The organism is Pseudomonas sp. QTF5 (assembly GCF_000512695.2).
Lineage (GTDB): Bacteria > Pseudomonadota > Gammaproteobacteria > Pseudomonadales > Pseudomonadaceae > Aquipseudomonas.
In genome coordinates, this window is the sequence record NZ_AZRW02000021.1 from 66,678 (window position 1) to 90,275 (window position 23,598).

The window sequence follows — 23,598 nt, forward strand, 5'->3', positions numbered from 1 at the left end:
GATCAGAGCAAAGCAGAGAGGCTTGATATCTGGTTTTTTCAGGCGCACACGCTGATACGGATGCGCAGCGCATCCGTCAGCAGACGGTTTATGGCATCAGGCTGCGCAGAACAAGATTGGAGATGAGAGAAGGGGCTTCTTCAACAAAATCGAGGTTGTACTGCAATAGCAGAGGATTGATGAAGGGCCGCAGAGCGAGATGAATCGCCTCTACCGTCTCGTCCAGCGGTGTCTTGCGTTCAAACTCGCCGAGCTCTCGCCCCTCACGCACGATTTGCAACACGAAGCTCTTGATCTGAGCGTCATAGACTTGTGAGCTGGGCCAGCGCTCCGACGCGGCGAACGCTGCGATGTCGTAGAGTTTACGGTCGTTAAAGAACAGACTCACACCAGTAGCGATTAAGGTTTTGACCAGGCGCCGAAAACGTTCAGTCGGCGAGATGCCGTCTACATTGATGGCCTGCTCCACTGCCGCAACGATTTCAGTCAGGCAATTTGTACAGATTGCCTCACCAATCGCCTGCTTGGATTCAAAGAATTTGTAGATGTAAGCCTTGGAAAAGCCGATGGCTTTGGCTAGGTCAGAAACCGTTGTTTTGCCATAACCGTACTGACTGAAATGCTCGTTGGCCGCCGCGACAATCTGGTCTCGAATGTCGTGATCGGCTGGGCCACGGGCGCTGGGCGAAGAAACTGATGGCTGATTCATGCGAGCAGCTTACTCATCCCAAAGGTGGTTGACAACTTGTGACCAAATTGTAATATAGTCACAAAACGACCCTTTCGCAGGTATCGCATGCACCCTCCTCCTCGTTTCCCTGGGAGACCGGCAGAAAGCGGCCAATAGCAGACGCTGGATCAAATCCGGGCAAATTACGGACAGTTGCCTGCCTTACTTAAAACTGTTTCTTCGTGCGCACTGCGGGCGAACTCAAGTCTGCCTTCTATTAAACCTGGTTTCGCGATGTGAAAAAGGCCATCACTGCGGCGAGTACCAGCAAGATAGAGCTTGCGAGAAATGTCATGCGATAGCCGCTCCCGTCGAACAGCAGCCCACCGAGGGTAGAGCCCAGCGCAATGGATAGCTGAATGACTGCCACCATCAGGCCGCCACCGGCTTCAGCATCCTTGGGCAACGCCTTGGCCAACCACGACCACCACCCCACAGGTGCCGCCGTCGCGATCAGGCCCCACAGCCCCAGCAATACAAAAGCTGCCACGACTGCGCCGCCAAGGAGAATCAAGGAAAGTGCAATGACGGCCATCAAGAGTGGAATGCAGACCAGGACGCGGTACATGCCGGTTTTCAGGAAAGTGCCGATCAGAATGGTCCCGACAAAACCCGCCACACCGATGACCAGCAGGATCATCGACAACATGGAGACATCTACACCAGTGACGGTTTCCAGGAACGGGCGCAGATAGGTGAACAATACAAACTGCCCCATGAAGAAAGTGCCCACACTCAACATGCCGAAACTGACCAATGGGCTCTTGAACAATCGAAAGACATTGCCTGCGCCCGCTTTGCGCGGCGCCGCCGTCATGGCTGGCAGGCTGATCCACTGCCAGATCAACGCGATGATCGCGACCGGAATCAGGCAGAAGAAAGCACCCCGCCAACCGATGACACTCCCCAGATAGCTTCCCAGTGGGGCGGCTACTACAGTTGCCAATGCATTGCCGCCGTTGAAGATTGCCAGAGCCTTGGGCACGCTATGGGACGGTACCAGGCGCATGGCCATTGCCGCCGACATCGACCAGAACCCGCCGATCACCACGCCGATCAGCGCACGACCAATCATGTACACCGTATAGTTTGGCGCCAGACCGACCACCAGCCCCGACACGCACATAATCCCGGTCAGTAGCAGCAACAGCGTCTTGCGGTCCATTGAGCCCGCAAGCCTGGAAATCGAAAGGCTTGTCAGCACCGCGAAGGCGCCGGAGATGGCGATCCCATACCCGGCCAATCCCTCACTGATTTGCAGATCCGATGCAATCGGCGTGAGTAAACTGACAGGCATGAACTCCGAGGCGATCAGCGCGAATACACACAGTGTCATCGCAAAGATGCCACTCCAGTAAGCCGGCCGTTCCCCAGTCCCCGGCGTGCCGAGGGCATCACCTGCCGGGGTGTCGAATACTTGAGCCGTCATGAAAAACCTCTCATCAAATAGTTGTTGGCTGAAGCTCTGGCCTTTTAGCCCACCGCCGTCAGGTGCCGGGTAAAAAAGGCGGTGAGCCTGGTCCAGGGAATCAAGTTCACGCGGTCGTACAGATCCACGTGCCCCGCACCGGGAACCCAGGCCAGTTCCTTAGGTTCGGCGGCGCGTTGGTAGGCGTCCTCGCTGAACTCTCTGGAGTGCGCCTGATCGCCAGCGATGAACAGCAGCGGACGCGGGGAAATCGTCTCGATATCGTTGAATGGATAGAAATTCACGAACCTGACTTCACTGGTCAAGGCGCGGTTTTGCGTCAGTTCCAATGTTCTGCCATGAGGGATATGGATGCCGCGTGGCGTGCGGTAGAAGTCCCAGAATTCACGAGTCACTGGGTCTGCATCTTTACCAAGCTGCACCGGCAAATAGTTCAGAAATTGCATTTGCCCGGTAGAGAACTCGTCGTAGCGCTGCTCGGCGGCTTTGGCGAGCATGGCCTGGCGTTGCTCGACAGTCACTGAGTGCCCCAGACCATGACGGGTGACCGCCCCCATGTCGTACATGCTGACAGTGGCCACAGCTTTCAAGCGAGGATCCATCTTGGCCGCACTGATGGCAAAGCCACCGCTGCCACAGATACCCAGTACGCCGATACGCTTTCGATCGATAAAGTCCCGCGTACCCAGGTAGTCAACGGCGGCACTGAATGCGTCGGTATACATTTCGGGGGCAACCTGGTTACGAGGCAGGCCCTCGCTTTCTCCCCAGAAAGGCAAGTCAATCGCCAGCGTGATGAAGCCTTGCTCCGCCAGCTTTTGTGCATAGAGCATGGAGCTTTGCTCTTTGACTGCTCCCATGGGATGACCGACGATAATCGCCGGCGCTTTAACGTTTCGAGCCAGATTTTTGAGCGTTACAAGATTGCCCACAATTTGAAGATTGTATGAGTTCTTGAAGGTCACCTTTTGCACGGTGACCTTGTCGCTTTTATAAAAATTGTCGGCGCCTTCCGGCGGGCTGACAGCGTTTTTCGAGTCAGCTGCGAAGGCTGAGCCACCTGCGACCGAAAGGACGCCCAAAGCCGCAATGCTGATGCCGGTGGCCTTTACGAATTCGCGCCGATCAAGCCCCGGAGGGGTCAAGGCTTCAGTAGCTTCAGGGAGGGTTACAGGTGTCTCGCTCATCATCAATACTCCGTTCCAGATAGTTGACAGAGCTTGACGTATTCGAGATACGCTGATTAGTAGCCGTAATCTTCATGTAGTTGTGAGAAAAGCTCAGCAATGGCCAATACCAAAGTCAACGATCTCCAAGCTTTTCTGGCGGTGGCGCGCGATCAAAGCTTTACGAAGGCCGCCGCCAAACTGGGCATTACGCCTTCCGCATTGAGTCATACGATCCGGGCGCTTGAGCAACGACTGGGGATACGCCTGCTGGCCCGCACGACGCGTAACGTGTCGCCGACAGAGGCGGGAGAAAGACTCATGCGCTCAATCGCCCCGCTTTTTGATCAGATCGCTGTCGAGCTTGAAGCCTTGAGCGAATTACGGGACAAGCCCAGCGGCACCCTCCGTATTTCCTGCACTGACGATCAGATTGAGTTGTGCATTCGGCCAATGCTTGCAGGCTTCTTGAAAAAGTACCCGGACATCACACTGGAGTTCTACGTCGACTATGGATTCACCAACGTGGTCGAGGAACGCTTCGATGCCGGTATTCGCATGGGCGAATCGATCAGCAAGGACATGATTGCGGTTCGCATAGGACCGGATTGGCGGTTGGCGGTGGTGGGATCTGCGGCGTATTTCGAACGCAAACCGGCACCAGCGACGCCCCATGAGTTGACTGCCCATGACTGCGTCAATATTCGACACAGGCCATCTGGGGCGATTTACGCCTGGGAGTTTGAACGAGATGGCCAGGCGTTTACGGTCAAGGCCGATGGGCAACTCGTTTTCAACAGCATCATGCATGTTCTCAATGCCGCCGTTGATGGCGTTGGTCTGGCCTACGTACCAGAGGAATTGGTCGCACCGTATCTGGCCGACGGCCGACTCAAAGAAGTCCTGGCCGACTGGTGTCCTGTGTTTCAGGGTTACCATTTGTATTACCCCAACAGACGCCAGGCGTCTCCCGCCTTTTCTGCATTGGTGGAGGCGCTGAAATATAGAAGCTGAGCGTTCAATATTCGACGCGCTGCAACGTCTGCTATGGGTCCAGGCTGTGTGAAAACGTTTCAGAGCAGGATTAATGGTCAGAACCGGAACAAAAATCGCGTACCTACGCAAATTTTAGGTCCGGCTGACCAACCAAGCGCTGGCAGATTTTATGTAGCAACGCGGACTTCAAAACGGTGCATGCGTTTTCACACAGCCCCCCTGTAGAGCTGCCGCAGGCTGCGATCTTTCGATCTACTACCTTTTACCGGGTACCGCCGTCAGACATGCTCACTGCTTTTCGCATGCACCGCCCGCGGCTCTGCATGCCCATGCCCTGCCTCCACCACCGGAATCTCATTCCCGTCGCAGTCATGAAGCTTACCTTCGCTGAAGTAATCCCCTTCCCGCAACGCCGCCAGATCCTGATAACGCAAGACGCGCTCGGTACCGGCCGCAAACACCGATTGTTGATCCGAATTGCCGGCAGTGAGGTGGTTGAAGGTCAGGTTCAGCACAATGGCCATGATCGCCGAGGAACTGATGCCCGAGTGGAAGATCGTCGCGAACCAGCTAGGGAAGTGGTCGTAGAAGTTCGGTGCGGCGATGGGGATCATGCCGAAGCCGATGGAGGTGGCGACGATGATCAGGTTGACGTTGTTGCGGTAGTCGACCTTGGACAGCGTCCGAATGCCGCTGGCCGCTACGGTGCCGAACAGCACGATACCCGCGCCGCCGAGAACGGAGGTCGGCACGGCGGCGATGACCCGGCCCATGAAGGGCAACAATCCGAGCACCACAAGGAACACACCGCCGGTGGCCACCACGAAACGGCTCTTGATCCCGGTCACTGCCACCAGCCCGACGTTCTGGGCGAATGCACTCTGGGTGAAGGAGCCGAAGATCGGCGCGATCATGCTCGACAGCATGTCGGCGCGCAGGCCATTGCCCAGGCGTTTGGAGTCGACTTTGGTGTCGATGATTTCACCGACAGCCAGAATGTCGGCCGAGGTTTCCACCAGGGTCACCATGATCACGATGCACATCGACAGGATTGCCGCGAAGTGGAACGTCGGCATGCCGAAGTGAAACGGTGCCGGGAAGCCGAACATCGGGCCCTGGGCGACGGACGAGAAATCCGCCATGCCGAGGAACACGGCGATGACTGTGCCGATGACCATAGCCAAGAGAATCGACAAACGGGAGATGGTTGCACTGCCGATCTTGCTCAGTAGCAGCACCAGCACCAGCGTCACCGCCGCCAGGCCGATGTTCGCCATGCTGCCGAAGTCCGGGGCATGGCTGTTGCCGCCCATGGCCCAGCGCGCGGCCACCGGCATCAGCGTCAGGCCGATAGTGGTGATCACAATGCCGGTCACCAGCGGCGGAAAGAACTTGGTGATTCGCGAGAACACCGGCGTGATCAGTAAGCCGATCAGCGACGCGGCAATCACCGCCCCGAGAATCGACTGAAAGCCACCCTCCCCACCACTGCTGACAATCGCCACCATGGTCGCAACGCCGGAAAAAGACACACCCTGCACCAGCGGCAACTGACAACCGAAAAACGGTAAACCCAGGGTTTGCAGCAACGTCGCCAGCCCCCCTGCAAACAATGAAGCAGCAATCAACAAACCGATGTCCGCCGGCGAAAGCCCGGCAGCCTGACCGATGATCAAAGGTACCGCGACGATACCGCCATACATGGTCAGAACGTGTTGCAGTCCGTAAGCCATATTCGCGCCGATCCCGAGATTCTCATCCTCAGGCCGTTGGTGTGAAACATGGGGCGTTTTCATGGTTGGGGGGTTCCCTGGTTTTTGTTGTGCGCACACTGTATTCAAGATTCAGGACAAATGTCTATAGAGTTGTATACAACTAGTCAGTCAAATTATGGACAGATGTCCATGCCGCCCTTTAGCCGTGGCGCCTCCAGTTCAAAAACTCCTTGAAATACATCCTTCCTCCCCGTTCCTCCCCTACCACTAGTCTTTTTGCATTCAAGGTGACCGCCGGCACGGCCGCCCCTCGCTTATACATATAAAGTATGCATAATGAAGTCATTCGAAATTCAGTATCACAAGGCAAAGAACGCGGCCAACAAACTGAAGCATCGAGGGGTCAGCCTCGCAGAGACAGAACTCGTGTTTTATGACGAACGAGCATTGACGCTTCAGGACAACCACCATGATGAGCCGCGATGGATCATCATCGGGCTGGATGCCAAAGGTCGACTGCTGGTCGTTGTGTACACCTACCGCGACCCGAATTTCGTGCGAATCATTTCCGCGCGCATCGCCACCAAAAACGAGCGTCGCCACTATATGGAAGCTTGACCGATGAAAGATGAATACGACTTCAGCAATGCCAAACGTGGAGCGGTTGCCTCCAGCAAAGGCAAGACCCGAATCACCATCATGCTCGATGATGTCGTCATAGAGGCCGCGCGCGCTCTGGCAGAAAGCGAGGGATATGGCTATCAGACGGTGATCAACAATACCCTGCGCCAGGCATTGCTCAGCGATAAAGGCAAAACGGCGAAACCCGATCAGAACACTGCTGTTGCCAATGTCGGGCATTTCAAAAAAGGAATAACGGCCTCCGACCTGAAAAGCCTGGAAAAAAAACTGTCAGAGGTCCTCAACGAAATCCATCACGTGATGGAGCTTGAAGTTCGTTCCTAGCCTGGGTCGACCACAAGAAAAAAGGGGCGGATTGATCAAATCCGCCCCTTTACGTGTTGCTTGATTTGACTGCTACACAGACCCGATCAACCGATCAAACACCCGCTTCAACGCCTCCTGCGCCGGCACCCGAATCCCGAATTCACTTTCCAGCAACCCGATCAATTCCTCAGCGTCCGCCACCTGGCGCCGTTCGCTCTCGCTGCCCATGCGATGAATGGCAAAACTGCCGTTATTCAGTGTGCGTCGCCATCCCTCCCCCGTCCGCGCCACCATCAGTTGTTTCACGAAGGACGACTCGGAATGGGTCGAGACGTACCAGTTGCCGAGGGTGTAATCGATGTCTTCCTGACGCTGCAGATCGAAGATGTACATCGCCCGCCATTCACCGCCGACGTTGGCGCGCAGGGTGTAGCCGTCGGCATGCGGTTCGATGCGATAGGGTTCGTGGGGGGTGAATTGCTCGGCTTCGGTATCCAGCATCAGCGGTGCGGTGGGCACCATGCCGCCGAAGCCGACGTCAGAGATGTAGCGCACGCCATCCAGGGTCACCAGGCTCAAGCGATGCGTACGTGCGGTCCATGCCCCTTCGGGCTGACCCATGACCACGCGACCGGTGATGCCACGTGCGTCGAAGCCCAATGTCTGAAGCAGGGCCAGGAACAGGTTGTTGAGTTCGTAGCAATAGCCACCGCGACCGGCGTGCAGGACTTTCTGCTCTATGGACGGCAGATCGATGAGCACCGGTTCGCCCAATAACGTGGTGAGGTTTTCGAACGGGAAGGCACCGGTGTGGCGTAGCTGCAGTTGACGCAGGGTTTCCAGGGTCGGTGCCGGGGGCGTATCGAAGCCCAGGCGCTGCAGGTACAGCGCAAGATTTGTCAGTCGTGTCTCGCTCATCGCTCAATCCTTTATGCAGAGGTCCGCGGATCGCTCCGCCGATGGGCGCCATGTATAAGGGAAAACACGGTCGGACTGACAATTGATTTAGCCAATCGCCGCACACGCCAAGACTATCGACGCTTGCGCGAACCCAATCGAATCCATGTCGGCGCATGATCGCTGGCATGAGGTTCGTTGCGAACCCAGGCATCGACGCCGGCCTCTTGCAGGTAAGGACTCAGTGGCGGGTTGAGCAGCAGATGATCGATGCGCAACCCCGAGTTTTTCTGCCAGTGCTGCCGGAAATAATCCCAGAAGGTGTAGATCCGCTCTTCTGGATACAGCTGACGCAGGGAATCAGTCCAGCCCTGATCCAGCAACCGCTGATAACACGCGCGACTCTCGGGTTGCAGCAGCGCGTCCTTGAGCCAGGAGCGCGGGTTGTAGATGTCCAGGTCAGTGGGCACCACGTTGTAGTCGCCGGCCAGCACTACCGGATGGTCGCTGCTCTGCAGATCCTTGGCATGCGAGATCAGCCGCTCGAACCACGCCAGTTTGTAATCGAACTTCGGCCCTGGCTGCGGGTTGCCATTGGGTAGGTATAGGCAGCCCACCACAATCCCGTGCACGGCAGCTTCCACGTAGCGGCTATGGGTATCGCTATCATCCCCCGGCAAACCGCGCCGGCTCTCCAGCGGCTGCGCATCTCGCGCCAGAATCGCCACCCCGTTCCACGACACCTGGCCGTGCCAGATAGCGCCATAGCCTGCCGCCTCCAGCTCGGCGACGGGGAACGCGCCGTCCACCGATTTGAGTTCCTGCAAGCAGGCGATGTCTGGCTGCTCCCGCGCAAGCCAGGCCAGTAGATTCGGCAAGCGGGCGCGCATGCCATTGACGTTGAAGGTGGCGACTTTCAGGTTCTTCATAATCCGACGCTCGCAACGGATTGGGCGATATCCAGTTGTGACCGGGGTGCGCCACGGCAGTTGCCATGGCGCACGAAACAGGCGACTAAAGGTGCGTGCCCTGCGGTGCAAAATCCTCTCTTGACGCCTTGAGCAATGGCAGCAGCGCATGCTTGTCCACCGGCCGACTGAGGTAGAACCCCTGCACTTCATGGCACTGGTCCGAGATCAGGAAGTCCAGTTGCTCCAGCGTTTCGACGCCCTCTGCGGTGACGGTCAGCCCCATGGCCTTGCCCAGATTGATGATCGCCTGCACCACGGCGCGGTCATTACTGCCGTTGCTCATGGACGCAATGAAGCGCTTGTCGATCTTGATCCCGTCGAACGGATACGTGCGCAGGTAACCCAGCGAAGAATAACCGGTGCCGAAGTCGTCCATGTTCAGCCGTACGCCCAACTCCTTGAGCGCAGTCATGGTCGCCAGGGCGCCATCGACGTCGATGAGCATCACGTTTTCAGTGATCTCCAGCTCCAGTCGACTGGCGGGCAAGCGTGTCTGGACCAACACTTCCCGGACATCCTCGATCACATCGCTACGGGCAAATTGCACCGGCGACAGGTTGACCGACACCATCATCGCACCGGGCCAGGTCAGGGCCGTCTCACACGCCTCGCGCAACACCCAGCGGCCTAATGGCACAATCAGATCGGTCTGCTCGGCCAACGGAATAAACGCGTCGGGGCTCAACAAGCCTTGCACCGGATGCTGCCAGCGCAGCAGCGCTTCGACCGAGACGATCTGCTTGCCATCGACGTGATAACGCGGCTGGTAATGCATCACGAATTCGTTGTGCTTGATCGCCTGACGCAGGTCGTTTTCCAATTGCCGGCGGTGCTGGATCTGATCGTTCATGTGCGCCGCAAAGTAGCACCAGGTCTTCTTGCCGTCGGACTTGGCCTGATACAACGCGATATCGGCACAGCGAATCAGCTCCTCCGGAAGGTGCCCCTGGCGCCGACTCAGGGCGATACCGATGCTCGCGCCAATGTGCAGCGTGTGGTGATCGTGATGGATCGGTTGATGCAGGCTGTCGAGCAAGCGCTCGCAAAACCGGTCGATTTCCGCGTGGCTGTCCATGCCGTGGAGCACCAGCACAAACTCATCGCCACCCAATCGGGCAACCAGATCGATGTCCCGCGTGCACTCGCGCAAACGAATGGCAACCTCCAGCAATACCGCATCGCCGGCCGGGTGACCGAGGGAATCGTTGATCGGCTTGAAGTTATCCAGGTCGATCATCAACAACGTCAGCGCCGCCGATTGCTCTTTGAGTGCCAGCGCGTCTTCGAGATAGCGCGCCAGTTTGTTGCGGTTCGGCAGGCCCGTCAGTGCGTCGTGCATCGACAGATGCTGGATCTGCGCATGGGCGGCGACCTCATCGGTGATGTCGCTGGCCGTCCCGCGAAATCCCAGCACTGTGCCCTTGCGCTGGATCGGTCGCGCCGACACCCGACAGACCCGTTGTTGCCCGGACTGATCGCGATAGGAACAGCGCAAGTGGCTGACGGCCTGCTCTTCATCGAGTTTGTTCAGCCACAGCGACAAGGGCGTTGTGTCGCAGTTGAGCAGTTGCCCGATGTTCTGCCCCAGCCATTGCTGATCGGAAAACCCGGTGACGGTGCTGAAGCGCCCCGACAGATAAGTGATGCAATGCTGATCGTCGATTTCCCAGATCCAGTCAGACGCGGCCTCGGCCACCGCACGAAAGCGTTCTTCACTGGCCTCCAGCGCCTGGTTCGACAAATCGAGGCTGGTGTAACTGGCATCCACATGCCCGGACGTGCGCAGGACATATCGAAAGAAGTAAGCGGTCAATAACCCCAGAATCAGCAGCGCCCCGCCCAGTGGCGGCAGCAGCGACCAGAGCAATTGGTGACCCGGCTGCTCGAGCCGGGAGACCAGGCTGTAATCGGTGCCGGCCAGGGCAACGGCCGGTTGACCGAGCGCAACAGCGCCGTCGGACATCAGGCTCAAGTCATGCAAACCGTAATCGACACTCAAGGTGCTGAGCTTTTCAGGGTTTAACTGATCGACGTATATCAGCACCGAGGTGCTCTTGGGATCGACCGCCGGGCGTTCGTCATTGGGCACGATCGCGGCTGCCGTCAACAGCGCCGGTTTGCCAGCAGCCCGCGCACCGTGGCGTATTTGGTTCGCTGACCATCGACCACGAAAACCCCGTCGTAGTGATCGATGGTGAACAGGGTTTTACCCAGGTTCTGCTCGACGTAGGCCCACTGCCCATCGACCTCGCCGTTCAGATGATCGTAGGCCGTCGTCCAGTTGGCATAGCTGGTGATGTAGTTTTTCGTGGCGGTGATACGGTTTTCCAGCGCGCGCTGGGTATAAAACGTGGTCTTGGCCAGGTCCTCGGCATCGAGCCGCCCGGCAATGCTGAACAGGGCCATCAGCGCGATCAACACCCCAACCACAAACAGCAGGCCGATGACGAACATCAGGTTGCGGGTAATCGGTGTATGACGCGCAGGTGCAGCGGTGTTAGTGGCACTCAAATCCATGCACTTGATCCTGTCAATCGATCGCCTTATCGGGTGAGGCCGGCGGGGTCTGGTCTGTCGTCATGACAGCCAGGCTCTGCACTGACCATAGCAGCCATGCTCGGTCATCGCCCCTGAATAACGCAAGTCGTTGTCGCACTTGAAGAACAGATCACATCGCCATTGCCAATCGATGGCCGCACGCCTCATCGGTCCGAGCGCATCAGCGCCTCGGCGCCTCCTTCCATGGACAACACCGCCGAACGATTTCGCCCCGAATGCTTGGCCTGGTACAGCGCCGCATCCGCGCGTTTGATCAACATTTCGGTGCTGTCGTGCCCTGTCGGCACAAACGAATAACAGCCAAGGCTGACCGTCACATAGCCCGTGGGTGAGCCGCTGTGGATGATGTTCTTGTCCATGACGCTGCGGCGGATCTGCTCGGCGATCGTCAGCGCACCATGGATGTCGGTGTCCGGCAGCAACACCGCAAACTCTTCACCGCCGTAGCGCACCGCCAGATCGGCTTTGCGGTGACAGCAACTCTTCAGTGCCCGCGCCACTTCGGCCAGGCAATGGTCCCCGGCCACATGACCGTAGGTGTCGTTATAGCGCTTGAAATAATCGATATCGAGCATGATCAGGCTCAGCGGACTCGACCGCCGGGCGCCGCGCCCGAACTCGATCTCCAGCGCCCGCTCGAACAATCGGCGGTTGGCCAACCCGGTCAGGCTGTCGTGGGTGGCGATCAGTTCCAGGGTTTTCTGCGCCTTGCGCAAATCCGCCTCGATGCGCTCACCCGCACGCACCTGATGAATGAACACCCAACCGAACAACCCCACGCCAAGGACGACCAGAGCGACGATCAAACTGGATTGAATCGCCGTGTCGTACCAGTCCTTGAGGATCGCGTCTTTGGAAGATGCCGCCGCGACCACCACGGGATAAGCATCGAGCTGACGGTAGCCATACAACCGGACGATGCCATCCACCACCGAGTCGATCATGGCGTTGCCGGATGTCGCGTTGGGCAGAAGTTTCTGAAAAATCTCGCCCTGGGCCAAAGAGGTGCCGATCTGCGATTCCACAAACGGCCGTCGCGCCAGTAGCGTTCCATCGGTCAATCCCAAAAACATCGCACCGTTATCATCGATGCTGAAGCTTTTGAAGAACTGATCGAAGTACGACATCTTGATCCCGGCCAGCAGCACGCCCTGAAAACCGCCGTTCTTGTCGTCTATCCGCTTGGAAACCGGAATGATCCACTCGCCATTTTCCCGACTGCGAATTGCCGGGCCGATGTGCGCCAGGGATGACGCGTTTTGCTGGTGAAACCGGAAATAATCACGGTCCGCCACACCTGGACCACGGGGCAGGTTCTTGAACGACGTCACGACCCATTGCCCCTGCCTGTCGAACAGAAATATCCCGTGCAATTGATGCAGCGCCTGCACCCGCCGAGCGAAGGTTTTCTGCAAGCGTGGCGTCTGGGCAGCGTCGAAACCCTCAGCCTGAATCCAGTCCACCAGACTGGTCAGCACCAGATCGGCTTGCATGAACGTGTCTTCGGCCTGCTGCGCCATGGCCCGGGTCAGGTTCGACGAAGACACCTCGGCCAACGCCAGATCGTGACGGCGCGACTGCTCCAGTTGCAGGTAAAGCAGCCCACAGAGGCAGAGGCATACCGCCGCAATAAACAGCACCGCAGCTTTGAGCAGGGGCAGCCGCTTCAAGGCACCCTCGGGCGCGTGGTGCGGATCGGGAATGGGGATAGGCAAAAGCGAGTCCTGAAAGGATAAGGCATGGGCAGAGACCCAAAACCCTTATTTTTTGTGCGCTTAGTCTACGGGGTTGTGCGGGGTAAACGGAGGGTTGGGGGATCAATGGTCATGACGCTATGCTGATGGGCGACTCAATGAACGGCGCGGCATCGATACCGCCTCGTTTTGTCACGCAGGCGATTCAATCGCATGACGCAAGGCAAAACCGCATTATCTTGAAGGAGCTACGATTAACTGACATCACGGCAGGAAATTGAAATGAGTAAGGCAGACGAGCTCGCCGAGAAGCTGAAACAATCCCGGCAAACCAGTGCCGACGCGACCATCGCCGATCAGGCCATCGACAGCTGGCCCGCCCAGGTCTATGAGCTGTATCACCAGATCGAAGCCTGGCTGCAGCCATTGATCGAAGTGGGGCTGAAGCTGCGACGCAATTCCACTCACGTCTTCGAGAGTGCCCCGGACGGGGCGAGTTACGATTACGCCATCGACCAACTGCTGATCGAAGGCAACCACCACAGCATCACCTTCGACCCTGTCGCTCGCTTCACCGCCGACGGTGCCGGGCGAGTCGAAATACGCTCAGCAGACAAGGAACTCGCCCCCCTATTGCGAACCGTGACCGAACACGGTGAAACGCAGTGGTGGCTGCGGGCGATCGAGCAATCCGTACAACAACCGGATGCGGTAGCGCTGACGGAGCACAATCTGCTCTCTGTAGTGCAAGAGGGGCTGGAACTCTAAGGGTCTACAACTTGCTCTGTCCTAACGCCATCGAGGGAGGCACCGCTCGCCTCCCGTCCAGCGACGGCCACTCCGAAGGCAGATTCAGTGCCCGCAACACCGGCTTATCGTACCCATACACATCGGGCTTGAACGTCACTCGCCCATCAAGGCTCAGGTCTACCGTCCAGTAGGCCAATAGCACCGGCACTTTCACGGGGAGCCTGATGTTCTCTGTCTTGCCGTTGGCCAGCTGCTTTTGAATCCCTGCGCTGCCCCAGCGAACCGGGTCGTTGAACAACAGCTCCACCAACTGCAGCGGGTTTTCTACCCGAATACAACCGGAACTGGTCGCGCGATTGGATTGCGCAAACAGCTCGCGATGGGGTGTGTCGTGCAGATAAATGGCGTAGTCATTGGGAAAGCGAATCACCACCTGTCCCAGCGAGTTATCCGACCCTGCATCCTGACGTAGCGTAAGGCCGCGCGGGTTGTCCCAATCGACGGTCGACGGGTCGAGCTCGTTGCCTTCTCGATCGATCACGCGAATCCGGTTTGCATCGAGGTAACCAGGATTGTTGCGAATCTTTGGCAGCATATCCTTGACCAGAATGGTCGGCGGCACGGTCCAGGTCGGGTTGAACGTGACGTAGGTGACTTCCGATTGAAAAATCGGTGTACTGCGATACGGTTTACCCACCTGCACCCGGGAGCGCCAGATCAGCTTGCCATCGCGATAGAACGAAACCTTGTACCCGGCGATGTCGACGATGACAAAGGTGCCCTGAAGTTTGTACAGCAGCCACCGCGCCCGCTCCATGTTCACGCGGACCTGGTCGATTCGCGCCTCGACCGGCACGTTCAGCGCCGCGAGTGTCGCCGGCCCCGCCACACCATCTGCCCCGAGGTATTGCTCGGCCTGATACTTCTTCACCGCCGCCATGACGGAGTCGTCGTAGTCGGAGCGCGCGTTCTTTTTCGCAGCCAGGTAACCACCCGCCACCAAACGGGCTCGCAACTGCGCAACCGAGGCGTCGTCCATGCCGGGCCTGAGGGTCTGCCCGCCTGGGATCTTTGGCCAGCCACCACTGTCGCGAACCCTGCGCAGTTGCGCCAGGCCCTGCCGCAACGTGCCATAAATCGCTTCTTGTGGCGGCGCCTGGGCGAACGCGCGCGCGACGTCATGGCTGTCGAGGGCGGCAAAGAAAAGATTGACGTCCTCCCGAGGATCGATGCCAACCGGATCGAAATTCCAATGGAAGTCCAGCCGCGAAGGGTCGACCTTGCCGCGCCGCAATTGCAGCAGCGCCGTGATAAATGTCTGGGTCGCGGTGATATCAAAAGCTGCCTGCTGCCCGGGAGTGGGTGCAGTTGTCTGCATCGAGTTTCTGGCCGTGACCAGTTCGGCAATCCGAAAATCCTCAGGGTCCAGGCCATCGACCCCGGTGTCGCTCAGGCTTTTCAATAACTGGACGACATCGTCATCGTCCGTCCAGGCGGCGCGATAACCACGATGGCTATAAAAATCCAGCACTGCTCGGTTAACGTCGACCCGTTGATGACGCGGCGAGGTGAGCAACGGGGGAAACGCCGAACTCAATGGCGCCAATGCTGCCTGAATCGCCTGACCGACGTAATCCCCAGGCGCTGCATCCGCAACCGCGCTAACGGGAGATGGCGGCTCAATCGGCGAAGTTTCCGCAATTGCCATGCCGCTTATCAGAAAGCCCATAAAAAATATGCGGCTTATGACGAATAACCTTGTTAATTGCCCCATGGATAATCCTTAATCTCCCGTTTTCAACCGGCTAGCGTCGTGCGCGCTGCTAGACTCGAAACAATCAGATGAGACTTGCGTATGGCCCTAGACCGCTGCGGCTTTTTAATAACGGCCCTGTTGCTGACCGCGTGTACCTTACCGGCAGCCTACGCCGATTCGCTTGAAGCCGCGCTCATCAAAGCGGCCCCCAATGCCAACGCCAAGGTGATTGCCCTAGCCGTACGCGCTTCCCAATGCAGCCGGGCCAAAAGCGCGGCTCCGGCGCAAAGACTAGCAGTGATCGATTATTCCCTGCCCTCGACCGCGCAACGTCTTTGGGTGTTCGACCTTAAACAACGCAAATTGTTGTTCCACGAACTGGTCGCCCATGGTCGCAACAGCGGCGAAAACATGGCCCGTCAGTTCTCCAACCGTAATGCCAGTTACGCCACCAGCCTGGGTTTGTACCGAACCCAGTCCAGCTATGTCGGGCAGAACGGCTATTCGTTACGCATGGAAGGTCTGGAACCGGGTTTCAACGACAACGCTTTCGAGCGGGCGATCGTCATTCATGGCGCACCGTATGTCAGTCCTGACCTGGCGCGGGCGAATGGCCGGATCGGTAGAAGCCTGGGTTGCCCGGCGGTGAGGCCTGCGATTGCACATCAGTTGATCGACTCGATGAAAGATGGGCAGCTGTTGTTTTCTTACTATCCGGATCAGCGCTGGTTGAAGTCTTCTTCGTATATCAATTGCGGTAATGCCACCGTGGCAGATTCGTTCAAGCCGAATAGAAGTCATTGAACACCGTGTGAAACTGTCAAAACTGTAATCTTGGCCTCAGCCTGCTGAAAGGCGCCGCCCGTTAGCCTCCTCTTACAGAAGTTCTCTTCCCTCCGCTCAGGATGGACCTGAGGGCTTCACCAGATTGACGGACGGGAAAAACGGCATGCATTCCAACACCTCAAGACGCACTTTCGTGAAGGGCCTGGCCGCTGGCGGGGTTCTTGCTGGCCTCGGGCTGTGGCGCACGCCGGTCTGGGCGGTCACCAGCCCCGGCGAACCGAACGTACTGACCGGTACCGAGTTCGACCTGTTCATCGGTGAAACCCCGGTCAACATCACCGGCAACCCTCGCACGGCGATGACCATCAACGGCGGCATTCCCGGCCCCCTGCTGCGCTGGCGTGAAGGCGACACCGTCACGCTGCGGGTGAAGAACAAACTCAAGGACACCACTTCCATTCACTGGCACGGCATTTTGCTGCCGGCCAACATGGACGGCGTACCGGGCCTGAGCTTTCACGGCATCGAACCGGATGGCATGTACGTCTACCAGTTCAAGGTCCGGCAAAACGGCACTTACTGGTACCACAGCCATTCGGGTTTCCAGGAGCAGTCCGGGGTTTACGGACCATTGGTGATCGACGCCAAGGAACCGGAGCCGTTCCAGTACGACCGCGATTACGTGGTGATGCTGACCGACTGGACCGACGAAGATGCCGTCGGCCTGATGAGCAAACTCAAGAAACAATCGGATTACTACAACTACCACAAGCGCACCGTGGGCGATTTCATCCACGACGTCAGCGAGAAAGGCTGGGGCTCGACGGTCGCCGATCGCAAGATGTGGGCCGAGATGAAGATGAACCCGACGGATCTGGCCGATGTCAGCGGAGCCACTTATACCTACTTGATGAACGGCCAGGCGCCGAACATGAACTGGACCGGCGTATTCCGCCCCGGCGAAAAGCTGCGACTGCGTTTCATCAACGGCTCGTCGATGACCTACTTCGACGTGCGCATCCCCGGCCTGAAAATGACCGTGGTCGCGGCAGATGGTCAACACGTCAAACCGGTGAGCGTCGATGAATTTCGCATTGCGGTGGCGGAGACATTCGATGTGATCGTCGAGCCGACCCAGGACGCCTACACCCTGTTCGCTCAGTCGATGGATCGAACGGGGTTTGCCCGAGGCACGCTTGCGGCGAAGGCCGGGTTGTCGGCACCGGTGCCACCGCTGGATCCGCGACCGCTGGTGACCATGGATGACATGGGCATGGGCGGGATGGATCACGGCAGCATGGGCGGCGACATGGCGGGGATGGATCACAGTGCAATGCAAGGCATGACGGGCATGGACGGCGGGGACATGCAGGGCATGGACAACATGGCCGGGATGGATCACAGCAGCATGACCATGGGCGGCATGGCCGGTATGCAATCCCATCCCGACACGGAAAAAGACAACCCGCTGGTGGACATGCAAGCCATGACCACCTCGCCGAAACTCGACGACCCGGGCCTTGGCTTGCGCGATAACGGCCGTCGCGTACTGACTTACTCCGACCTGCGCAGCACCTTCGAAGACCCGGACGGCCGCGAGCCCGGCCGCACCATCGAGTTGCACCTGACCGGCCACATGGAGAAATTCGCCTGGTCGTTCAACGGCGTGAAATTCTCCGATGCCGAACCGCTGCGACTCAAGTACGGCGAGCGGGTTCGGGTGGTGCTGGTCAATGACACGATGATGACTCACCCCATTCACCTGCACGGCATGTGGAGCGATCTTGAAGACGAGAACGGCCAGTTCATGGTGCGCAAACACACCATCGACATGCCGCCGGGATCAAAGCGCAGCTACCGGGTCACCGCCGATGCGCTCGGCCGTTGGGCCTATCACTGCCATCTCCTGTACCACATGGAAATGGGCATGTTCCGTGAAGTTCGCGTGGAAGAATGAGGCGCTACCCATGACCAGACTGATTCGCTTTACCCGCCTCGCTTTGGCACTCGCTGGCTTCACGGCGTCTTCGGCCATGGCCGCTACCGACGACATGCAGGGCATGGACCATAGCCAGATGTCGGGCATGGATCACAGTCAAATGCAGAGCATGGACGACGGCCAGATGCAGCCCGCCGCGCCAACCCAAAGCCGCACGCCGATCCCGGCACTGACCGATGCCGACCGCGCCGCCGTGTACGTCAGCCCCACGGGCCACGCCGTGCATGACACCGCGCTCAACCATTACTTCCTCGCCGACAAACTCGAATGGCAGGACGCCGACGACGGCAGCGCGTTGGCGTGGGACCTGTCCGGCTGGATCGGCGGCGACATCGATCGCCTGTGGTTGCGCTCCGAAGGCGAACGCGTCAATGGCAAAACCGAAGACGCCGAAGTCCAGGCACTCTGGGGCCACGCGATCAGCCCATGGTGGGACGTGGTGACCGGCGTGCGCCAGGATTTCAAACCCGGCGAGCCGCAAACCTGGGCCGCGTTCGGCGTGCAAGGCATGGCGCTGTACAACCTCGAAACCGAGGCCACGGCCTTCATCGGCGAAGGTGGCCAGACTGCCGCACGGCTGGAAGGTGACTACGACATCCTGCTCACCAACCGGCTGATTTTGCAGCCGACCGCCGAGCTCAACGTCTACGGCAAAAACGACCCGCAACGGGGCATCGGCTCCGGGGTGTCCAACACCGAAGCCGGCCTGCGATTGCGCTATGAAATCCGCCGGGAATTCGCGCCCTACATCGGCGTGACCTGGAACCGCACCTACGGCAAAACCGCCGACTACGCCAAGGACGAAGGCGAGGACCGCAGCGAAGCCCGCCTCGTCGTTGGCGTTCGGTTGTGGTTCTAAACGCTTCAACTCAAAAACCTAAAAACCAACCGCTTAAAGCGGTAAGAGGCCTTGCATGCGCATGATTAAAACTACCGCTGTTGCCATCGCACTTTCCACCGGGCTGCTCATGAGCGCACTGGCTCAAGCCCACCCGAAACTGCTCTCCTCCACCCCGGCCGAAGGCGCGGACGGCGCAGCACCGAGTAACATCGAACTGCACTTCTCCGAAAACCTCATGACCCAATTCTCCGGCGCCAAACTGGTCATGACCGCCATGCCCGGCATGGCCCACTCGCCCATGCCCATGAAGGCCAAAGTCTCCGGCGGCAGCGACCCGAAAACCATGGTCATCACCCCGCTCTCGCCACTGCCCACCGGCAGCTACAAAGTCGAATGGCGCGCCGTGTCTTCGGACACTCACCCGATCACCGGCAACGTTACGTTCAAAGTGAAGTGATTGATGAGCGACTCGGTCAGCATTGCCCTGCGGTTTGCGTTGTATGTGGATTTGATGCTGTCGTTCGGGGTGGCGCTTTTTGGCTTGTACAGCCTTAAAGGGCAGGAACGGATGTCGGGAACGGTGTTGCCGTTCCGGTCGATGTTGGCGGGGACGGCGGTACTGGGTGCAGTGTTGTCCGTTGCCAGCATGCTGATGATGGCGAGTGCCATGAGCGGGGAATCGGACTTCGCCGAACTGCGTCCGCACATCGAAATGATGGTGCTTGAAACGGATGTGGGGTTGGCCTGTGTGGTTCGCATCGTTGCGCTGGTCGTCGCTGGTTTGGCGGTGATGCTCCGTGCGCCTGGTTTTAGCTTGTTGGTCGCGGCTTTTGCCGGCGGTGTTGCCCTCGCTAGCCTGGCCTGGAGCGGGCATGGGGCGATGGATGAAGGCAGTCGTCGTTATTGGCATTTCGTGGTGGATATTCTGCACTTGCTGGCGGCGGGGGCATGGGTTGGGGCGTTGGTGGCGTTTGCGTTGATGGCGAAAATCAATGCTCTGCAAACTGAAGCGCGCATCAGGTTGCTGGCCCGCGCGGTTAATCGGTTTGAGGTGATTGGCGCGGTCATCGTGGTGCTCATCACGGTGACGGGGGTTGTGAATTATCTGTTCATCGTTGGGCCGAAGCTGGATGAGGTGTTTCTCAGCACTTATGGGGTTTTGCTGTTTATCAAAGTGGTGCTGTTTGCCGGAATGCTTGTGCTTGCCGCGCTGAACCGGTTTCACCTTGGGCCGCTTTTGGACCGGTCGTTGCGGGACGGGCAATACACGGTCGCCGCCAATGCGTTGCGGCGCAGCGTGATGGTGGAATTGGTGGCGGCGGTGTTGATTGTGGGGTTGGTGGCCTGGTTGGGGACGTTGAGTCCGGAGATGGACGCTCTGTAGAGAATGTCAGCATCCGATGACCGGCCATAGCAGTCAGTGGACAGGATGAGGGGCCTTTACTAGCGTCTAACCACACTAGATTTCAAGCCAGAGGGTTCAACACCCAAGCGCCAAGGTGAAAAAGCGGCGCAATTATCGAAAGGAGTTCGAAAATGGCTAGCGTAATGAAAGTGGTGGATGTCGACTTAAAAATACTTAAATCAAACCCACCGCAGCTACACATATCGGCAATTGGCCTTGTGGGTTCTGCTGGATGGACAAACCCGAGACTGGAACCACGGGTTTATATTCAGTTCCCGCCTGACGGCATTCAAGACTTCGATTTTGTTGCTGATCCGCCCCAAGGAGTTGTTGTACAGGTCGTCCTTCCCATCGACGCATCAACGCTTTGGAAAGAGCCGCCACTCGATAAACTCAAGGGAGTAAGAGTCCACTCTGCTAGCAACTCGATTGAAGCGCATCTTAAGAGTTCGAAGTCCTTGGCGTGTGGATAAACAACCAATGTGAAGGGATACGTGTCGGGCCTTGCCTGACACGTATCACGCATTGGAATGAATGGGCTATTGGGACGATGGATGACAGTCAAGAAGCGCTTTCACTACACTGACTCCCGCTTGAACCCCACTCCATCACAAAAGCCCGATAACAATGAAAACCATAAAAAGCACAATGATGCTCTGTGGCCTGCTCGCGTTAGCCAGCGGCGTTCAGGCAGAGCAAAGCCCTTCCCATCTCGACACCGTCCTGCAACAAGGCCAACTGCGCGTTTGCACGACAGGCGACTACAAACCCTACACCTTCAAAGGCGAAGACGGCGAATACTCGGGCATCGACATCGCCATGGCCCGCTCACTGGCCGACAGCCTGGGCGTGAAGGTTGAGTGGGTCCAGACCACCTGGAAAACCCTGATGCCCGACATGCTCGCGGGCAAATGCGACATCGGCGTCGGCGGCATCTCCGTCACGCTGGAACGCCAGAAAAAAGCTTTCTTCAGCACCACACTGGATGTCGACGGCAAAATCCCGTTGGTGCGCTGCGAAAATCAGGCGCAGTACCAGACCATCGAACAAATCAACCAACCTTCGGTTCGCCTGGTCGAACCGGCCGGCGGCACCAACGAGGCTTTCGTTCACGCCTTCCTGCCCAAGGCGCAATTGCGGCTGCACGACAACGTAACAATCTTCCAGGAACTGCTGGATAAGAAGGCTGACGTGATGATTACCGATGCTTCGGAAGCGCTGTACCAGCAGAAACTCAAACCGGGTTTGTGTGCGGTTAACCCGACGCAATTTATGCAGTATGGGGAGAAGGCTTATCTGTTGCCGCGGGATGATATTAGCTGGAAGTTGTATGTCGATCAGTGGCTGCACTTGGCCAAGGTGACGGGGAATTACCAGAAAATTCTGGGGCAGTGGATTGCGGTGCCGGAGGCGAAATAGCTCGCCGCGGCCCATTCCATGTAGCAGCTGGCGAAGCCTGCGTCCGGCTGCGCAGCAGTTGTAAAATCAGAACGCGCGATGCATCAGGTAAATCACGCAACGGCGGAAGCATTTCAGCCGTTGCGTCACTTTTAATCGTGCAGCAAGCCTGAGCTGTATTCATTGAAACTGTTGCCGATGGCGCTGCCGCCGAGGTTTAACTTGTTGGGGCTAAGGCTATCGAACTGTTGGCAGGCTTCTGAAAAACAGGTGCTGGTGCTCATACCCGAGCAAGCGCTCAACAGTAATGCGCCGGCGATCATCACGACTTTGAACAGGTTCGAGATCATTTTCAGTTTCCTGTGGGCTGGAAGCGTGCCGACACCGAGCTTAGGTGGTCATCTTATGCCGCAAGCCTGACGAACTTGATGAAACATTGCTGAACGACAGCGTTGGTTCAGCTAGTGCGTTTTCTTGAATTGAAAAAAGGGCGTTCCTCAGGAACGCCCTTTTCTTATAACGGCAGCGACGCCTAAACCTGCGCCTGCAACCGCCGCCCCACCACATCCATCAAATCGCACCCATCGCGTAGCGGAATCGCCAACACCCGTGCGAAGTCCTGCAGAAGCAATGCGTCACGACTGATGCCTTCGCCCAGAGAAAGGGTTTCCAGCAATTGCGTGACGGTGCGGATGCGGTATGCGGCCGTGTCGTGCAACACGTCGACGGGGGCTTCGGTATCGATCAACAGCGACGGAATTGTGCAATCGATTCCGGTGATTGGCATGTATCGAGCCATGGTTTTGAACCTCCATTAGGCAAACGAGCGTGGCCGCTTAGGCTTGGCTGGCGGATGAAATTTGGGACTCACCGTCGGGCGGGTCAAGATTATCCTGGGCTCGGTTTACCAATAACTCACCGACTACTGCTAATTGCTGAATCGATAGCGCGAGACTGCGGTGTGAACCTTCGAGTTCGCAGGCCAGGTCGGTGGTTAGGACGTTTAGGGACGCGAGGGTTTCGCAGGCGTGGCTTAACAGGGTTTCTGTATCGACGTTGGGGAGGATGGTGAAAACGTGGCTGATCGGGTCGGCGTGGTTTGGGTTACGAAGGCGCTTGCTGACAGCGCGCTGAGTGGCTTTGGAGAGCTCATCGAGAGGGTCGGAAATGCTTGAGGTTTCGGGGGGATTTGGAGTGATTTTCTTCATTGCTTTTGTTCCTAGAATTAAATTAAGGAACTGCCAGCATCACTTCCACATGATGGGTGGCAGCTGTACGCAGGTGTGGAAGACCGGGGATCTAGGAACCCGGCGCACCCGAAAGTGCCCCGCGCACAGCCGCCATAATTTAACAGCAGACGAGAAAAAAGCGCCCGCTGAAATTTTGGTGGCGCCTTGTGCGCCTAGATCTTGTGAAGGGCTTCCACACCCTTGTCGCTGATTTTGCAGCGACGGAGAGAAGGTTATCTGGGTGGTTGGAGGAGTGCAAGGTGGGTGATGGCGACGCGGGTTGCGGGAAATCTCCGACATTGGCGTGTTGCCAGAGAGTGTCAGATTTT

Annotated in this window: 22 protein-coding genes and 1 pseudogene; 11 read left to right on the forward strand and 12 right to left on the reverse strand. The window is 57.9% G+C overall.

Translation table 11 applies throughout. The annotated features are described in order from the left end of the window. Window positions 1-88: 88 nt before the first annotated feature. The 3 genes from IC37_RS17505 to IC37_RS17515 all read right to left on the reverse strand — a co-directional run bounded on the left by IC37_RS17505 (window position 89) and on the right by IC37_RS17515 (window position 3,349). The gene (locus IC37_RS17505; protein ID WP_030132395.1) at window positions 89-709 is read right to left on the reverse strand and encodes a TetR/AcrR family transcriptional regulator; all 621 of its coding nucleotides are present in this window, start codon (window positions 707-709) and stop codon (window positions 89-91) included. Window positions 710-947: 238 nt separating this feature from the next. Continuing rightward, window positions 948-2,159, reverse strand: a complete 1,212-nt coding sequence (locus IC37_RS17510) for an MFS transporter (protein WP_030132396.1) — start codon at window positions 2,157-2,159, stop codon at window positions 948-950. A gap of 44 nt (window positions 2,160-2,203) precedes the next feature. Then, entirely contained in the window at window positions 2,204-3,349 is a 1,146-nt protein-coding gene (locus IC37_RS17515) for an alpha/beta hydrolase (RefSeq protein ID WP_030132397.1), read from the reverse strand. Window positions 3,350-3,445: 96 nt separating this feature from the next. Between IC37_RS17515 and IC37_RS17520 the strand changes: the two genes are divergently transcribed. Further along, complete coding sequence (locus tag IC37_RS17520; RefSeq protein WP_030132398.1) at window positions 3,446-4,339, forward strand: LysR family transcriptional regulator; 894 nt, start codon at window positions 3,446-3,448, stop codon at window positions 4,337-4,339. 260 nt (window positions 4,340-4,599) lie between these two features. On the opposite strand, the gene IC37_RS17525 is transcribed toward IC37_RS17520, so the two are convergent. Beyond that, window positions 4,600-6,117 (reverse strand): nucleobase:cation symporter-2 family protein, encoded by a 1,518-nt coding sequence (locus IC37_RS17525; protein WP_030132399.1) that lies wholly within the window; start codon window positions 6,115-6,117, stop codon window positions 4,600-4,602. 255 nt (window positions 6,118-6,372) lie between these two features. Between IC37_RS17525 and IC37_RS17530 the strand changes: the two genes are divergently transcribed. Both IC37_RS17530 and IC37_RS17535 read left to right on the forward strand, forming a co-directional pair. Continuing rightward, window positions 6,373-6,654: a BrnT family toxin gene (locus IC37_RS17530; RefSeq protein WP_030132400.1), complete on the forward strand. Its 282-nt coding sequence runs from the start codon at window positions 6,373-6,375 to the stop codon at window positions 6,652-6,654. 3 nt (window positions 6,655-6,657) lie between these two features. Then, a complete protein-coding gene (locus IC37_RS17535) occupies window positions 6,658-7,002 on the forward strand; it encodes a BrnA antitoxin family protein (protein WP_030132401.1) in 345 nt (114 codons plus the stop codon). A 72-nt stretch (window positions 7,003-7,074) separates the two neighbouring features. Here the strand turns inward: IC37_RS17535 and IC37_RS17540 are convergent, their stop codons facing one another. From IC37_RS17540 to IC37_RS17555, 4 genes and pseudogenes are all read right to left on the reverse strand, one after another. Then, window positions 7,075-7,902, reverse strand: a complete 828-nt coding sequence (locus IC37_RS17540) for an arylamine N-acetyltransferase (protein ID WP_030132402.1) — start codon at window positions 7,900-7,902, stop codon at window positions 7,075-7,077. Between the two features lie 113 nt (window positions 7,903-8,015). Next, the gene (gene xth, locus IC37_RS17545; RefSeq protein ID WP_030132403.1) at window positions 8,016-8,810 is read right to left on the reverse strand and encodes an exodeoxyribonuclease III; all 795 of its coding nucleotides are present in this window, start codon (window positions 8,808-8,810) and stop codon (window positions 8,016-8,018) included. Between the two features lie 85 nt (window positions 8,811-8,895). Continuing rightward, window positions 8,896-11,369 (reverse strand): annotated as a pseudogene (locus tag IC37_RS17550) (EAL domain-containing protein). 185 nt (window positions 11,370-11,554) lie between these two features. Next, window positions 11,555-13,126 (reverse strand): GGDEF domain-containing protein, encoded by a 1,572-nt coding sequence (locus tag IC37_RS17555; RefSeq protein WP_030132404.1) that lies wholly within the window; start codon window positions 13,124-13,126, stop codon window positions 11,555-11,557. Window positions 13,127-13,387: 261 nt separating this feature from the next. Here IC37_RS17555 and IC37_RS17560 point away from each other — a divergent pair, with 261 nt between their 5' ends. Beyond that, window positions 13,388-13,873 (forward strand): hypothetical protein, encoded by a 486-nt coding sequence (locus tag IC37_RS17560; RefSeq protein WP_030132405.1) that lies wholly within the window; start codon window positions 13,388-13,390, stop codon window positions 13,871-13,873. A gap of 4 nt (window positions 13,874-13,877) precedes the next feature. Here the strand turns inward: IC37_RS17560 and IC37_RS17565 are convergent, their stop codons facing one another. Then, the gene (locus IC37_RS17565) at window positions 13,878-15,629 is read right to left on the reverse strand and encodes a murein L,D-transpeptidase (protein ID WP_030132406.1); all 1,752 of its coding nucleotides are present in this window, start codon (window positions 15,627-15,629) and stop codon (window positions 13,878-13,880) included. A gap of 81 nt (window positions 15,630-15,710) precedes the next feature. On the opposite strand from IC37_RS17565, the gene IC37_RS17570 reads away from it, so the two are divergent. The 7 genes from IC37_RS17570 to IC37_RS17600 all read left to right on the forward strand — a co-directional run bounded on the left by IC37_RS17570 (window position 15,711) and on the right by IC37_RS17600 (window position 22,061). Then, the gene (locus tag IC37_RS17570; RefSeq protein WP_030132407.1) at window positions 15,711-16,415 is read left to right on the forward strand and encodes a murein L,D-transpeptidase catalytic domain family protein; all 705 of its coding nucleotides are present in this window, start codon (window positions 15,711-15,713) and stop codon (window positions 16,413-16,415) included. A 145-nt stretch (window positions 16,416-16,560) separates the two neighbouring features. Continuing rightward, window positions 16,561-18,354: a copper resistance system multicopper oxidase gene (locus tag IC37_RS17575; RefSeq protein ID WP_030132408.1), complete on the forward strand. Its 1,794-nt coding sequence runs from the start codon at window positions 16,561-16,563 to the stop codon at window positions 18,352-18,354. 10 nt (window positions 18,355-18,364) lie between these two features. Next, complete coding sequence (locus tag IC37_RS17580) at window positions 18,365-19,255, forward strand: copper resistance protein B (RefSeq protein ID WP_030132409.1); 891 nt, start codon at window positions 18,365-18,367, stop codon at window positions 19,253-19,255. Window positions 19,256-19,310: 55 nt separating this feature from the next. Beyond that, window positions 19,311-19,694 carry a copper homeostasis periplasmic binding protein CopC gene (gene copC / locus IC37_RS17585; RefSeq protein ID WP_030132410.1) on the forward strand — a complete coding sequence of 128 codons (384 nt, stop codon included), beginning with the start codon at window positions 19,311-19,313 and terminating at the stop codon, window positions 19,692-19,694. A 3-nt stretch (window positions 19,695-19,697) separates the two neighbouring features. Continuing rightward, entirely contained in the window at window positions 19,698-20,621 is a 924-nt protein-coding gene (gene copD / locus IC37_RS17590; RefSeq protein ID WP_030132411.1) for a copper homeostasis membrane protein CopD, read from the forward strand. A gap of 152 nt (window positions 20,622-20,773) precedes the next feature. Next, complete coding sequence (locus tag IC37_RS17595; RefSeq protein ID WP_030132412.1) at window positions 20,774-21,115, forward strand: hypothetical protein; 342 nt, start codon at window positions 20,774-20,776, stop codon at window positions 21,113-21,115. Between the two features lie 154 nt (window positions 21,116-21,269). Further along, window positions 21,270-22,061, forward strand: coding sequence for a transporter substrate-binding domain-containing protein (locus tag IC37_RS17600; RefSeq protein ID WP_030132413.1), 792 nt, complete (start codon window positions 21,270-21,272; stop codon window positions 22,059-22,061). 131 nt (window positions 22,062-22,192) lie between these two features. Here IC37_RS17600 and IC37_RS17605 read toward each other — a convergent pair whose 3' ends face one another. From IC37_RS17605 to IC37_RS17615, 3 genes are all read right to left on the reverse strand, one after another. Further along, complete coding sequence (locus tag IC37_RS17605; protein ID WP_030132414.1) at window positions 22,193-22,390, reverse strand: hypothetical protein; 198 nt, start codon at window positions 22,388-22,390, stop codon at window positions 22,193-22,195. A 182-nt stretch (window positions 22,391-22,572) separates the two neighbouring features. After that, window positions 22,573-22,839, reverse strand: coding sequence for a hypothetical protein (locus tag IC37_RS17610; protein ID WP_030132415.1), 267 nt, complete (start codon window positions 22,837-22,839; stop codon window positions 22,573-22,575). Between the two features lie 37 nt (window positions 22,840-22,876). Continuing rightward, entirely contained in the window at window positions 22,877-23,248 is a 372-nt protein-coding gene (locus IC37_RS17615) for a DUF6124 family protein (RefSeq protein WP_030132416.1), read from the reverse strand. Between the last annotated feature and the right edge of the window lie 350 nt (window positions 23,249-23,598).